The 13,474-nt window shown below is 59.3% G+C and carries 11 protein-coding genes; 6 read left to right on the top strand and 5 right to left on the bottom strand.

Features of this window, described 5'->3' with window-relative positions:
- Nucleotides 1-75 precede the first annotated feature (75 nt).
- Nucleotides 76-2,562 (top strand): circularly permuted type 2 ATP-grasp protein, encoded by a 2,487-nt coding sequence (locus IB250_RS24465; protein WP_192345954.1) that lies wholly within the window; start codon nucleotides 76-78, stop codon nucleotides 2,560-2,562.
- Complete coding sequence (locus tag IB250_RS24460) at nucleotides 2,562-3,452, top strand: transglutaminase family protein (protein WP_192345952.1); 891 nt, start codon at nucleotides 2,562-2,564, stop codon at nucleotides 3,450-3,452. The genes IB250_RS24465 and IB250_RS24460 overlap by 1 nt, the downstream gene beginning before the upstream one ends.
- A gap of 224 nt (nucleotides 3,453-3,676) precedes the next feature.
- Here the strand turns inward: IB250_RS24460 and IB250_RS24455 are convergent, their stop codons facing one another.
- Nucleotides 3,677-3,865, bottom strand: coding sequence for a hypothetical protein (locus IB250_RS24455; protein ID WP_007902706.1), 189 nt, complete (start codon nucleotides 3,863-3,865; stop codon nucleotides 3,677-3,679).
- A 68-nt stretch (nucleotides 3,866-3,933) separates the two neighbouring features.
- Complete coding sequence (locus IB250_RS24450) at nucleotides 3,934-4,521, bottom strand: TIGR00730 family Rossman fold protein (RefSeq protein ID WP_192345950.1); 588 nt, start codon at nucleotides 4,519-4,521, stop codon at nucleotides 3,934-3,936.
- A 344-nt stretch (nucleotides 4,522-4,865) separates the two neighbouring features.
- On the opposite strand from IB250_RS24450, the gene azu reads away from it, so the two are divergent.
- A complete protein-coding gene (gene azu / locus IB250_RS24445) occupies nucleotides 4,866-5,312 on the top strand; it encodes an azurin (protein ID WP_192345948.1) in 447 nt (148 codons plus the stop codon).
- A gap of 190 nt (nucleotides 5,313-5,502) precedes the next feature.
- Here the strand turns inward: azu and nadE are convergent, their stop codons facing one another.
- From nadE to IB250_RS24430, 3 genes are all read right to left on the bottom strand, one after another.
- Nucleotides 5,503-6,330 carry an ammonia-dependent NAD(+) synthetase gene (nadE, locus tag IB250_RS24440; RefSeq protein ID WP_123358670.1) on the bottom strand — a complete coding sequence of 276 codons (828 nt, stop codon included), beginning with the start codon at nucleotides 6,328-6,330 and terminating at the stop codon, nucleotides 5,503-5,505.
- Nucleotides 6,331-6,334: 4 nt separating this feature from the next.
- Complete coding sequence (pncB, locus tag IB250_RS24435; RefSeq protein ID WP_192345946.1) at nucleotides 6,335-7,561, bottom strand: nicotinate phosphoribosyltransferase; 1,227 nt, start codon at nucleotides 7,559-7,561, stop codon at nucleotides 6,335-6,337.
- Nucleotides 7,562-7,825: 264 nt separating this feature from the next.
- Complete coding sequence (locus tag IB250_RS24430) at nucleotides 7,826-8,734, bottom strand: LysR family transcriptional regulator (protein ID WP_192345944.1); 909 nt, start codon at nucleotides 8,732-8,734, stop codon at nucleotides 7,826-7,828.
- 184 nt (nucleotides 8,735-8,918) lie between these two features.
- On the opposite strand from IB250_RS24430, the gene IB250_RS24425 reads away from it, so the two are divergent.
- The 3 genes from IB250_RS24425 (at nucleotide 8,919) to IB250_RS24415 (ending at nucleotide 13,356) form a co-directional block, all read left to right on the top strand.
- Entirely contained in the window at nucleotides 8,919-10,409 is a 1,491-nt protein-coding gene (locus tag IB250_RS24425; protein WP_095634030.1) for an aldehyde dehydrogenase family protein, read from the top strand.
- Nucleotides 10,410-10,575: 166 nt separating this feature from the next.
- Nucleotides 10,576-11,859, top strand: coding sequence for an NAD(P)/FAD-dependent oxidoreductase (locus IB250_RS24420; protein ID WP_192345943.1), 1,284 nt, complete (start codon nucleotides 10,576-10,578; stop codon nucleotides 11,857-11,859).
- A gap of 363 nt (nucleotides 11,860-12,222) precedes the next feature.
- Complete coding sequence (locus IB250_RS24415; RefSeq protein WP_192345941.1) at nucleotides 12,223-13,356, top strand: ABC transporter substrate-binding protein; 1,134 nt, start codon at nucleotides 12,223-12,225, stop codon at nucleotides 13,354-13,356.
- Nucleotides 13,357-13,474 lie beyond the last annotated feature (118 nt).

Here is a 13,474-nt window from a genome sequence, read left to right as displayed (position 1 = left end):
CTCGGATTTTTCGTATATCCGGGCGTCATGAGCCTGCGTTAGTCTGACCGTTCTTTGCTGTCTGCCGAGCTTTCCATGCCTGACCTGCTTGACCGCTACCCGCTGACCGCGGGCACTTATCACGAACTGCTCGACGACAGCGGCGCCGTGCGCCCGCATTGGCGGCGGCTGTTCGATCAATTGCAACGCAGCACGCCAGCGCAACTGGTGCAGCGTCAGGCGCTGCTGACCCGACAGATCCAGGAAAACGGCGTGACCTATAACGTCTACGCCGACCCCAAGGGCGCTGACCGGCCATGGGAGTTGGACCTGCTGCCCCATGTGATTGCCGCCGATGAGTGGGAACAGTTATCGGCCGGGATCGCTCAGCGGGCGCGCTTGCTCAATGCTGTGCTGGCGGATCTGTACGGCCCTCAGCGTTTGATCGCCGAAGGCCTGCTGCCGGCTGAGCTGGTGTTCGGTCACAACAACTTCCTCTGGCCCTGTCAGGGTATTTCGCCGCCCGACGGGGCCTTTTTGCATCTGTACGCCGTGGATCTGGCGCGCACCCCTGACGGTCGCTGGTGGGTGACGGCGGACCGGACTCAAGCGCCATCCGGTGCCGGTTACGCGCTGGAAAACCGCACCATCGTGTCCCGGGCCTTTCCCGAGCTGTACCGAGATTTGAAGGTGCAGCACCTGGCCGGATTCTTTCGCACGCTCCAGGAAACGCTCGCTCGTCAGGCGCCGAGCGATGACGAAGCGCCACTGGTGGTGCTACTGACGCCGGGGCGTTTCAACGAAAGCTATTTTGAACACCTGTATCTGGCTCGCCAGCTCGGATATCCATTGGTAGAGGGCGGCGACCTGACCGTGCGGGATGCCACGGTCTACCTGAAAACCTTGAGCGGCCTGCGTCGGGTCCACGCGATCATGCGTCGGCTCGACGATGATTTTTGCGACCCGCTGGAGCTGCGCACCGACTCGGCCCTCGGCGTGCCGGGGCTGCTCGAAGCTGTGCGTCAGGGCCGGGTGCTGGTGGCCAACGCCCTCGGCAGCGGCGTGCTGGAGTCGCCAGGGTTGCTGGGTTTCCTGCCGAAGATTAATCAGTATCTGTTCGGCGAAGAGCTGATTCTGCCGTCCATCGCGACCTGGTGGTGCGGCGAAGCGCCGGTGCTGGCCCAGGCCCTGGAAAAGCTGCCGGAGCTGTTGATCAAACCGGCGTTTCCGTCGCAAAGCTTCGCCCCGGTGTTTGGTCGTGATTTGAGTGAAAAACAGCGCCAGGCACTGGCCGAGCGCATGCAGGCACGGCCTTACGCCTATGTTGCGCAAGAATTGGCGCAACTGTCCCAGGCGCCGATCTGGCAGGCCGAAGGTGGTCAATTGCAACCGCGGGCCATTGGCATGCGTGTGTATGCGGTGGCCAGTCGGGACGGCTATCGAGTACTGCCCGGCGGGTTGACCCGGGTTGCCGCCGAAGCCGACGCCGAAGTGGTGTCGATGCAGCGCGGCGGCGCCAGCAAGGACACTTGGGTGTTGGGCGATCGTCCGCCCAACGGCGAACAATGGAAAGCCCAGCGCAACATTGGCGTTCACGATCTGGTACGACGTGATCCGTATCTGCCATCGCGGGTGGTCGAGAACCTGTTCTGGTTCGGCCGTTACTGCGAGCGCTGCGATGACAGTGCACGGCTGCTGCGCATTATGCTCGCGCGCTATGTCGATGGCGATGACCCGCAAGCCCTGGAGGCGGCAGTCGATCTCGGTGAACGCCTGAATCTGTTGCCGGAGGAGGGCGAGTTGCCGGAGCGCTTGTTGGCTGCGCTGCTCGGCGATGACTGGCCGTTCAGCCTGCGCTCCAACCTGCAACGCTTGCAGTGGGCGGCGTCGCAAGTACGCGGCAAGCTCTCGCGAGAGAACTGGCAAGCGCTGGTGGAATTGCAGCGCGAGGCCATGGAACTGGAAACCGAAGAGCCTGATTTCGGCGAGCTGCTGGATTTCCTCAACCGGCTGGTGATGTCGCTGGCGGCGCTGTCCGGTTTTGCCCTTGACGATATGACTCGGGACGAAGGTTGGCGTTTCCTGATGATCGGTCGGCGGATCGAGCGGCTGCAATTCCTCAGCGGCAGTCTGGCGGCATTTCTGCGTGGCGCCGGGACTTTCGATCAGGCCGGGCTGGAATGGCTGCTGGAACTGGGCAACAGCAGCATCACCTACCGCTCGCGGTATCTGGCGGTGGCGCAATTGATCCCGGTGCTGGACCTGTTGCTACTCGACGAGCAGAACCCTCACGCGGTGTTGTTCCAGTTGAAACTGGTGACCCGCACGTTGAAACGCTTGAACGACGACTTTGGTGCGCCGCGCGAAACAGGTCTGCCACAGTTGGTGGAGCGGCTGGCGCGCTTCGATCTGGGTTGCCTGGAAAACCCACTATTTGGCGAGGCCAGTGTCCGTGCCGCCATAGAAGGGCTGGCCGATCTGTTGCAGGAGATCGCCGATGCCAGCGGACAAGTATCGGATCGCCTGGCCTTGCGCCATTTCGCCCATGTCGATGATGTCAGCCAACGCACGGTGTCCGTCTGATGAATGCCCATTACCAGATTTTCCACGACACCCACTATCACTATGACAGCCCGGTATCCCTGGCCCAGCAACTGGCGCACCTGTGGCCGCGGGCTTGCGTTTGGCAGCGCTGCACCGATCAGCAATTGCAGATCAGTCCCGATCCGACCTCGCGCCGGGATGAGCTGGATGTGTTTGGTAATCCGCTGACCCGATTGGCATTCGAGCGGCCGCACGATGAGTTGCTGGTCAATGCCAGCCTGACGGTCGAAGTGCTGGCCCGGCCATCGTTGGACTTCAACCAATCACCAGCCTGGGAAGAAACCTGCAACGCACTGACCTACAGCAGTCAGCCGCTGTCACCCGAGATACTTGAAGCCTGCCGTTACCGGTTCGAATCACCTTACGTGCATTTGAAGCGCAACTTCGTTGAGTTCTCCGAAAGTTGTTTTCCTCCTGGCCGGCCATTGCTGCTGGGGGTTCAGGCGTTGATGGAGAAGATCTTCAGCGAATTCACCTTCGACGCCGAAGCGACCCAAGTGGCGACGCCGCTGGTGGAAGTGCTGGAGAGGCGGCGCGGGGTTTGCCAGGACTTTGCACATTTGATGCTCGCTTGTGTGCGCTCCCGTGGATTAGCCGCGCGGTATATCAGCGGCTACTTGCTGACCCAGCCACCACCGGGCCAGCCTCGGCTGATCGGTGCCGATGCGTCTCATGCCTGGGTGTCGGTATTTTGTCCGGTGCTGGGCTGGGTGGATTTCGACCCGACCAATAATGTGCAACCAGCGCTGGAACACATCACCCTGGCCTGGGGCCGGGATTTTTCCGATGTGTCGCCGTTGCGTGGAGTGATCCTGGGCGGTGGCAGCCATGATCCGGAGGTTCGGGTCACAGTAATGCCATTGGAATAGTGGAGATCCAGTGTGGGAGCGAGCCTGCTCGCGATAGCGGTGTATCAGTCAAATAATTGCTAAGTGTGCCGCCGTCATCGCGAGCAGGCTCGCTCCCACATGGGGATGTGCAAGTCAGTTCTGGACGGGGAATTTTCAGACTGGACTGTGAGGGTCAGCAACATCGTTGCTGACCCTGGACACAGATCCGGTGGGCCTGATCAGATCATCGGGCCCTGAGGGTCTCAGGCGTCGGGCGCCTGATCTTTCGGTGCTTCAGTTTCGTCTGTAGCCACTTCGCCTTCGGTATCCGGGTTCAGTGCTGCTGCTTCTTCTTCAGCTGTAGCTTTCTTGCGCTGAAGCTTTTCCTCTTTCTTCTGCTCCTTGGCCAAGTCTCTCTGACGTTTGGCGAAGGAATAATTAGGTTTAGCCATGGGCGATCCTCTGGGGTCGAAGGTGAGGTTGAGCGGCGCATATTCTGCCCTGTATCGATGCCGAGCCGTTAGCTGGGTTTTTGCTCGGTCCATTTTGGCGGTACCGAGGGCTGCCAGGCGTCCAGTGCATCGAGCAGGGTTTGCGGCGATTCGCTCATTTGCAGCATGTCACGGTGCGCTTCGCGAACGAAGCCTTCGCCGACGATATGATCAAGAAAAGACGTCAATTTGCTGTAGAAACCGTTTACTTCCAGCAAACCCAGCGGTTTGCCGTGATAGCCGAGCTGGCCCCAGGTCCAGACTTCGAACAGCTCTTCCAGTGTGCCCAGGCCGCCGGGCAGAGCGATGAAGGCATCGCTGAGCTCGGCCATTCGCGCCTTGCGCGCATGCATGCCGTCGACCACTTCCAGTCGAGTCAGGCCGCTGTGGCCGATTTCCTTGTCCTTGAGGCTCTGCGGGATGATCCCGATCACTTCACCGCCGGCCGCCAGCGCGGCATCGGCAACGATCCCCATCAGCCCGACGGCGCCGCCGCCATAGACCAGAGTCAGCTTGCGCTCGGCCAATGCTCGCCCCAGGGCGACAGCCGCTTCACGATAAACCGGGTTAGTGCCAGTGCTGGCACCGCAAAATACACAAACGGACGCTAAAGACATGCCTTACTCCATGGTCATCAGGGCCACAGAGTAAAGGCAGGCTTGCCTCGTTCCAAGGGTTAAACCTCGCGTTTTGGCGTTTCATAGGTGCCACTGGCGCCGCAGGCGTAGGCGGCGAGCAAACTGCACAACAAGCTGTTGAAAGACATGACAGACGCTCCAGATGAGAGATGACGGCCCTGATGATAGGGCCGTGCCAGACGTCTGGCTGGTAGATTGTTTCGATGAGTGTCATAGCCCGAAAGTTGTATACAATTTTTGATTCAGGTCATAGGAACTTGCGAAGATTTCAGGCAGTCTTCTGTCCATTAGCACTTTTGTTAACCCTGCCTTGGAGATTCACCATGTTTGCCAAACTTGTTGCGGTATCCCTGCTGACACTGGCCAGCAGCCAATTGATGGCTGCCGAGTGCAAGACGACCATCGACTCCACCGATCAGATGTCCTTCAACACCAAGGCCATTGAAATCGACAAAAGCTGCAAGACCTTCACCGTTGAACTGACCCACTCCGGCAGCCTGCCAAAAAACGTCATGGGTCATAACTGGGTGCTGAGCAAAGAAGCCGACATGCAGCCGATCGCCACCGACGGCCTGGCGGCAGGTATCGATAAGAACTACCTGAAAGAAGGTGATGCCCGCATCATCGCCCACACCAAAGTCATCGGCGCGAAGGAAACCGACTCGGTAACTTTCGACGTGTCGAAGCTCAATGCTGCTGAAAAATACGGTTTCTTCTGCTCGTTCCCGGGCCACATCTCGATGATGAAAGGTACGGTTACCCTGAAGTAATCGAATCAAGCGCATAAAAAAGCGTCCGCTAGGGACGCTTTTTTTGTGTCTGACGGTTGACCGAGTCATCGTTCTTCGCGGGCAAGCCTCGCTCCTACAGGATTTGTGTCGTGCCCATTACCGGGGGCCGACACAAAATCTGTGGGAGCGTGGCTTGCCCGCGAAGGCGTCGGTACAGACGCCGACGTCCTTATGGCGCGAACGGCATCACGCGCTTGTGATGGGTCTTTTTGTACGTGTCGCAGATGATCTTGAACGCTTCCTCACGCACCGGTTCGCCGTGCAGGAAGGCGTCGATCTCGGCATAGGTCACCCCGTGGGACGCTTCGTCCGGTTTGCCCGGCGACAGGTCTTCGAGGTCGGCGGTCGGGATTTTTTCCACCAGCGACTCCGGCGCGCCGAAGCTGCGGGCAATCGCCCGGACCTGATTTTTCACCAGGCCGCTCAGCGGTGCGAGGTCGCAGGCGCCGTCACCGAATTTGGTGAAGAAACCCATCACCGCTTCTGCCGCGTGATCGGTGCCGATCACCAGGCCGTGAGCCGCGCCAGCGATGGTGTATTGCGCGACCATGCGCATCCGCGCCTTGGTGTTGCCCAGCACGAAATCCTTCTGCACCGCCTCCTTACCCTCGAAGGCCGCCACTTCGCTGGCCAGGGATTTGACCGCCGGGCCGATGTTTACGGTGTGGCGCTCATCGGGAGCAATGAAGTCCACTGAGGCCTGGGCATCATGTTCGTCGAACTGGACGCCATAAGGCAGGCGCACGGCGATGAACTTGTAGTTGGCATCACCAGTGCGCTCGCGCAGTTCGCGCATGGCGCGCTGGGCCAGCAGGCCGGCGGTCAGGGAGTCGACGCCGCCGCTGATGCCCAGCACCAGCGTCTTGAGCCCGGCATTGACCAGGCAGTCCTGAATGAAGGTGATCCGCCGGGCAACTTCAGCCTCGAGGGCGAGTTGATCCGCAAACGGCGGTTGGACCTTGAGCTGTTCAGCAATCTCACGCTGTACGGCTTGCATGAATTCACTCCTTGCTAGATGGGCTGGAAATGGCGGCAGGTACTTGGAAAACATGTCGCAAGTAGGCGACGAAATTCGGGTCTTTGCAGTGAGTCTTGCCAGGCTCATCAGAAATCTTGGCCACTGGCTGGCCGTTGCAGGCCGTCATTTTAAGCACGATGCTCATCGGTTCGACACCCGGAATGTCACACGTCAGGTTAGTACCGATACCGAAGCTGACATTGATCCGACCGCGCAATGCCCGAAAAATCTCCAGAGATTTGGGTAGCGTCAGACTGTCGGAAAACACCAGGGTTTTGCTCATCGGGTCGATGCCAAGCTTGTGATAGTGGGCGATGGCTTTTTCCGCCCACTGCACCGGGTCACCGGAATCGTGGCGCAAGCCGTCGAAGAGCTTGGCAAAGAACAGGTCGAAATCATTGAGGAAGGCATCGGAGGTAATGCAGTCGGTCAAGGCGATCCCCAGCAAACCCCGGTATTCGCGAACCCAACAGTCGAGGGCGGCAATCTGGCTGTCGATCAGCCGTGGACCGAGTTGCTGATGGGCCATGATCCATTCGTGAGCCATGGTGCCCAGCGGCTTCATGTCCAGCTCCCGGGACAGGTGCACGTTGCTGGTACCGACAAAGCGACCGGGGAAGTCATGCTTGAGCACGTTCACCACTTCTTCCTGCACACGGTACGAGAAGCGACGGCGAGTGCCGAAATCGGCTACTTGCAATTCGGACAATTCATCGCTACTGGCGTTGGCGTTCAGCCAGTCGAACTTGCGATAGAGCTGTTCACGGGCCTGTTCCAGAATGATTTCCCGGTAGCGATAACGGTTGCGCACTTCGCTGACCATGGCCAGTAGCGGCACTTCGAAAAGAATCACGTGCAGCCACGGCCCGCGCAGACGGATGAACAACTCGCCGTTTTCAATGCCGGTATGGATATAGCGCAGGTTAAAGCGGAACAGCCCGAGAAAGCGCAGGAAATCCGGTTTCAGAAAGCTGATGCGCTCCAGGAAACTCAACTGATCGGCGCTCAGGCTCAACTCGGCCAGGCGCTCGATCTGGAAACGGATCTCCGCCAGGTATGGGCGCAGATCCTCGCTGTTACGGCAACGAAACTCCCATTCGACTTCCACGTTCGGGTAGTTGTGCAGCACCGCCTGCATCATCGTCAGTTTGTAGAAGTCGGTGTCGAGCAGGTTCTGCACGATGCGATCGGCAAACACACTCTCGCTCATAACGGGGTTCTCCAGGCTGGCCGCGGCCCGTGGCAGCGACGTTGCAGCTGTTTCAATGAATGGGGCTAGTGGCGCATATCAGCAGTAAGGATTGCCAGCGATTTTTGCATCAGCGCGAATTGCCTCTGTAGGAGCTGTCGAGTGCAACGAGGCTGCGATCTCTTGATCTTGCTTTTAAGATCACCATCAAAAGATCGCAGCCTCGTTGCACTCGACAGCTCCTACATAGCTCCTACACAGCTCTTACATAGCGCCTACGGAGAGTTAATCGTTAGATGTGGGATTATCGATCTGCTCCAGCATCCACTTCACAAAATCCCGCACCTTGGGTACTTCCGCCGAATGCTCCGGATACGCCAGGTAATAGGCGTCGGTGCTGGGCATCGCATGCTTCCAGGGAATGACCAGTTTGCCGTCGGCCAATTCCTCTTCCACCAGAAACTTCGGCAACAGCGCCACGCCGCAGCCGACCTGGGCGGCGCGGATGCACATGTAGAAGGTTTCGAAACGCGGGCCGTGGTAGCTGTGTTCGGTGTGGTAGCCCTGGCTGTCGAACCAGTCGTGCCAGGCCTGAGGCCGGGAAGCGTTTTGCAGCAGGACCAGGTCGGTGAGTTGCGTAGGGTCGGTGAACGGCGTGTCCGGCAGGCTGCCCGGTGCGCAGACCGGCACCAGCTCCTCGCCAAACAGCTTCAGGCATTCGGTGCCGGGCCGAGAGCCTTGGCCAAAGTAGAACGCCAGGTCGCTGCGACCTTGCAATAGATCATCCGCTTCCTGTTCGCTGCACAGGTCCAGATGGATCGACGGATGGCGCAGGCGCCAACCTTTCAGGCGCGGCACCAGCCAGCGTGCACCGAAGGTCGGAGGCGTCGAGACGCGCAAGACTTCGGTATCACCGCCGTAGGAGCGCAGATAATGGGTCGACATTTCGACTTGGGTGAGGATTTTTCGCACTTCCACCAGGTACAAATCGCCGGCGGGGGTCATTTGCAGACGTCGGCGCACCCGGCGGAACAACAAGTGTTGCAACAACTCTTCGAGTTGCGCGACCTGTTTGCTCACGGCGCTCTGCGTCAGATTCAGCTCTTCGGCGGCACGGGTGAAGCTCAAATGCCGGGTCACGGCCTCGAAGCACTGCAACGCGGTGATCGACGGCAAGTAGCGTTTATTCAGCATGGGTGGTCCTTTTTCGCGTTTCTCTGTGCTCTTTTTTACCGGCAGATTCGCAGCATGAATAAACGGAATGATATCTCTCTTAAAGGTCGTTTGTTGGGTAACCTCCGGGGAGCTAAAACTACAGGTCTGATCAGCCGAATGAATCCGGCTGCACGTTTTCTGTTTTTTGCTTGAGGAGTGACCCATGGTTGCCGCATTGCTTGATCGTCTTGGTGTGAACCCGGCCCTGTACCAGAACGGCAAAGTGCCGGTGCATTCGCCAATCGATGGCAGCCGTATCGCTGCCGTGAACTGGGAAGGCGCCGCTGAAGTCGAGCAGCACATCAGTCGCGCAGATCATGCGTTCGAACTGTGGCGCAAGGTTCCGGCGCCGCGTCGTGGCGAATTGGTGCGCCAATTGGGCGACATCCTGCGCGAATACAAGGCCGACCTCGGTGAGCTGGTTTCCTGGGAAGCCGGCAAGATCACTCAGGAAGGGTTGGGTGAAGTTCAGGAAATGATCGACATCTGCGACTTCGCGGTCGGTCTGTCCCGTCAGCTGTACGGTTTGACCATTGCCTCCGAGCGTCCTGGCCACCACATGCGCGAAACCTGGCACCCGCTGGGCGTCGTCGGCGTGATCAGCGCGTTCAACTTCCCGGTCGCCGTTTGGGCCTGGAACGCCACGCTGGCGCTGGTCTGCGGCAACCCGGTGATCTGGAAACCGTCGGAGAAAACCCCGCTGACCGCGCTGGCCTGCCAGGCGTTGTTCGACCGCGTCCTGAAAAATTTCAGCGACGCACCACCGCACCTGAGCCAAGTGATTATCGGCGGCCGCGATGCCGGCGAAGCGCTGGTCGATGATCCACGTGTCGCACTGGTCAGCGCCACCGGCAGCACCCGCATGGGCCGCGAAGTGGCGCCGAAAATCGCGGCACGTTTTGCCCGCAGCATTCTCGAGCTGGGCGGCAACAACGCGATGATCCTCGGCCCAAGCGCCGATCTGGACATGGCCGTACGGGCGATTCTGTTCAGCGCCGTCGGCACCGCCGGTCAGCGTTGCACCACGTTGCGTCGCCTGATCGCCCATGAATCGGTGAAGGAGGAAATCGTCACCCGCCTCAAAGCCGCTTATTCCAAAGTGCGCATCGGCCATCCGCTAGAAGGCAATCTGATTGGGCCGCTGATCGACAAACACAGCTTCGAAAATATGCAGGACGCGTTGGAGCAGGCCTTGAGCGAAGGCGGCCGGGTGTTCGGCGGCAAGCGTCAGCTGGAAGACAAATTCCCCAACGCTTACTACGTTTCGCCAGCGATCGTCGAAATGCCGGAACAGAGCGATGTGGTGTGCAGCGAAACCTTCGCGCCGATTCTGTACGTGATCGGTTACAACGATTTTGAAGAGGCGCTGCGCCTGAACAACGCCGTGCCACAAGGCCTGTCGTCGTGCATCTTCACCACCGACGTGCGTGAAGCCGAGCGGTTCATGTCGGCGGTGGGCAGTGATTGCGGCATCGCCAACGTCAACATCGGCCCGAGCGGCGCGGAAATCGGCGGCGCGTTTGGCGGCGAGAAGGAGACGGGCGGTGGTCGTGAATCCGGTTCGGATGCATGGCGCGGGTACATGCGTCGTCAGACCAATACCGTGAACTATTCGCTGGAGTTGCCGTTGGCTCAGGGCATTACGTTCGACTGAGATGAGCTCAGATCTTTGATCCAATGAAAATCCAATGTGGGAGCGGGCTTGCTCGCGAAAGCGGTCTTTCAGTCACATAGATACTGAATACACGGACGCCTTCGCGAGCAAGCCCGCTCCCACACTGGAATGGATGTGTTTGTTAGGTTTCTGTTGGAGTCTGGCAATGCCGTTACGCGAAGAGTGTCTGTGGGAAAAACTGACGCCGCAAAGGCCCGACAACGTGGCGCTCAAGGGCGAGGTGACGGTGGATGTCTGCGTCATCGGTGCCGGTTTCACCGGTCTGTCGGCGGCGGTGCATCTGCTGGAACAGGGTAAAAGTGTCTGTGTGCTGGAAGCGCATCGCGCCGGGCATGGCGGTTCGGGGCGTAACGTCGGGCTGGTCAACGCCGGGATGTGGATTGCACCGGATGAAATCGAAGCCGGTTTCGGCGAGGCGGTCGGCAGTCAGCTCAACCGCATGCTGGGTGCGGCGCCGTCCCTGGTGTTCAGCCTGGTCGACAAATACAACATCGATTGCCAGTTACGCCGCGAAGGCACGCTGCACATGGCGCACAACGCGCGTGGTGAAGCGGATCTGCGCAGTCGCGAAGAACAATGGAAACGTCGTGGTGCACCGGTGGAACTGTTAACCGGTCAAGCCTGCGAACAAGCCACCGGCACAAAAAAGATCGCCGCCGCTCTGCTCGATCGGCGTGCCGGCACGATCAACCCGATGGCCTACACCACGGGGCTGGCGAACGCGGCCATCGGCCTCGGCGGTCAGCTGTTCGATCATTCACCGGTGACCCGACTCGAACGTCAGGGCCAGCGCTGGTCGGTGCAAACCGCCCAGGGGGCGGTGCGGGCCGAGCAGGTGGTCATCGCCTCCAACGCCTATACCGAAGGTGACTGGACGGAGCTGCGGCGCAACTTTTTCCCCGGTTATTACTATCAAGTGGCCTCGGTGCCGCTGACCGAAGACGCCGCGCAACAGATTCTGCCCGGCGGCCAGGGTTCCTGGGACACCCGGCAGGTGCTCAGCAGCATCCGTCGCGATGCCGAAGGGCGGTTGTTACTCGGCAGTCTCGGCAATGGCAACCAGAAACCGACCTGGTTCCTGAAAGCCTGGGCCGACCGGGTTCAGCAGCATTACTTTCCGTACTTGAAGCCGGTGGAGTGGGAATGCACCTGGACCGGTTGTATCGCTTTCACGCCGGATCATTTGATGCGCCTGTTTGAGCCGGCACCAGGTCTGGTGGCCGTCACCGGCTACAACGGTCGAGGCGTGACTACCGGTACAGTCGTCGGCAAAGCCTTTGCCGATTATTTGTGTAATGGAAATCCTCAGGCCTTGCCGATTCCTTTCGCGCCCATGCAGCCATTGGCAGGTGTGGGGCTGCGAAGCTGCCTGTATGAAGCCGGATTTTCGTTGTATCACGCGGGCCAGTGCCTGCGGATCGTCATCTGATTGTTGAAATATGTTGCTGGAAGCGGCGCTTTTCAGCGAAGCGGCTAGCCTGTAATGGTGCGGGTTGTAGCAGTCCCGCACCAGCAGTGTGCAGTTCGGTGACGCGGGCTGTTACAGGCTGGTTGCACATCGTTTGGCGCTGCGGTTGCAATGATGGCGCATACGGGTTGCGCCTTTAAATATAAAAGGTTTCACCTTCCGCGGTTTAGACGGTTGCACGCCCAATGAAAATGGGCCCGAAACAGTCGAAATAACAATAAGGCAGCGACTTTTTTCAGAATAAAAAACCGATGGCACGGCCCTTGCTCTGAGCATTCAGAGAAGTCGCAGTGCCAACTAAAAAAAACCTTGGAGCACCACCTCATGTCCCAGACGTTTTACAAGAAAGGCTTTCTGGCCCTCGCAGTGGCAACTGCGTTGGGTGTTTCTGCGTTTGCACAGGCTGATGTGAAAATTGGTGTGGCGGGGCCGATGACAGGCGCCAACGCCGCATTTGGCGAGCAGTACATGAAGGGTGCGCAGGCAGCGGCTGATGCAGTCAACGCCGCTGGCGGTGTCAACGGGGAAAAAATCGTACTGGTCAAAGGCGATGACGCCTGCGAACCGAAACAGGCTGTGACGGTCGCCAAGGACCTGACCAACCAGAAAGTCGCTGGCGTAGTCGGTCACTTCTGCTCCTCGTCGACCATTCCGGCCTCCGAGATCTACGACGAAGCGGGCATCATCGCGATCACTCCAGGTTCCACCAACCCGGCGGTTACCGAGCGTGGCCTGAGTGCCATGTTCCGTATGTGCGGGCGTGACGACCAGCAAGGCATCGTGGCCGGCGACTACATCGTTGATGTGCTCAAGGGCAAGAAAGTGGTGGTCCTGCACGACAAGGACACCTACGGCCAAGGTCTGGCGGATGCTACCAAGGCTCAACTGGTCAAGCGCGGTGTAACGCCAGTGCTGTATGAAGGCCTGACCCGTGGCGAAAAAGACTTCAGCACCATCGTCACCAAAATCCGCGGCGCTGGCGCCGACGTCGTTTACTTCGGTGGCCTGCACCCGGAAGCCGGTCCTCTGGTTCGTCAACTGCGTGAGCAAGGCCTCAAAGACGTCAAGTTCATGTCCGACGACGGCATCGTAACCGACGAACTGGTGACCACCGCTGGCGGTCCGCAATTCGTTGACGGCGTACTGATGACCTTCGGTGCCGACCCACGCCTGCTGCCAGACAGCAAGACCGTGGTGGACGAGTTCCGCAAGAAAGGCACCGAGCCTGAGGGCTACACCCTGTACGCCTATGCTTCGGTCCAGACCCTCGCGGCTGCCTTCAATGGCGCCAAGAAGAATGATGGCGAAGCGGCGGCCAAATGGCTGAAGGCCAACTCGGTCCAGACCGTAATGGGCAAGAAAGAGTGGGACGCCAAGGGCGACCTGAAAGTCTCCGACTACGTTGTTTACCAGTGGGACAAGGATGGCAAATACCACCAGCTGGAAAAACAGAAGTAAGGGCTGACACGATAAGTTGAACCCCACAAGTCCCTGTGGGAGCGAGCCTGCTCGCGAAGACGGACTGACAGACAGCAGCTTTGTCGAATGTTCAACCGCTTTCGCGAGCAGGCTCGCT

Origin of the sequence: Pseudomonas sp. PDM09, from assembly GCF_014852305.1 — a bacterium.
GTDB lineage: Bacteria > Pseudomonadota > Gammaproteobacteria > Pseudomonadales > Pseudomonadaceae > Aquipseudomonas.
Note: the sequence above shows the minus strand (reverse complement) of the source record. Positions and strands in the feature narration are given on the sequence as shown.

Coding starts and splice junctions, on each gene's coding strand:
- IB250_RS24420 (WP_192345943.1), top strand. CDS start 10,576: ATGCCGTTACGCGAAGAGTGTCTGTGGGAAAAACTGACGCCGCAAAGG.
- IB250_RS24450 (WP_192345950.1), bottom strand. CDS start 4,521: ATGTCTTTAGCGTCCGTTTGTGTATTTTGCGGTGCCAGCACTGGCACT.
- IB250_RS24460 (WP_192345952.1), top strand. CDS start 2,562: ATGAATGCCCATTACCAGATTTTCCACGACACCCACTATCACTATGAC.
- IB250_RS24465 (WP_192345954.1), top strand. CDS start 76: ATGCCTGACCTGCTTGACCGCTACCCGCTGACCGCGGGCACTTATCAC.
- nadE (WP_123358670.1), bottom strand. CDS start 6,330: ATGCAAGCCGTACAGCGTGAGATTGCTGAACAGCTCAAGGTCCAACCG.
- IB250_RS24455 (WP_007902706.1), bottom strand. CDS start 3,865: ATGGCTAAACCTAATTATTCCTTCGCCAAACGTCAGAGAGACTTGGCC.
- IB250_RS24430 (WP_192345944.1), bottom strand. CDS start 8,734: ATGCTGAATAAACGCTACTTGCCGTCGATCACCGCGTTGCAGTGCTTC.
- IB250_RS24425 (WP_095634030.1), top strand. CDS start 8,919: ATGGTTGCCGCATTGCTTGATCGTCTTGGTGTGAACCCGGCCCTGTAC.
- pncB (WP_192345946.1), bottom strand. CDS start 7,561: ATGAGCGAGAGTGTGTTTGCCGATCGCATCGTGCAGAACCTGCTCGAC.
- azu (WP_192345948.1), top strand. CDS start 4,866: ATGTTTGCCAAACTTGTTGCGGTATCCCTGCTGACACTGGCCAGCAGC.
- IB250_RS24415 (WP_192345941.1), top strand. CDS start 12,223: ATGTCCCAGACGTTTTACAAGAAAGGCTTTCTGGCCCTCGCAGTGGCA.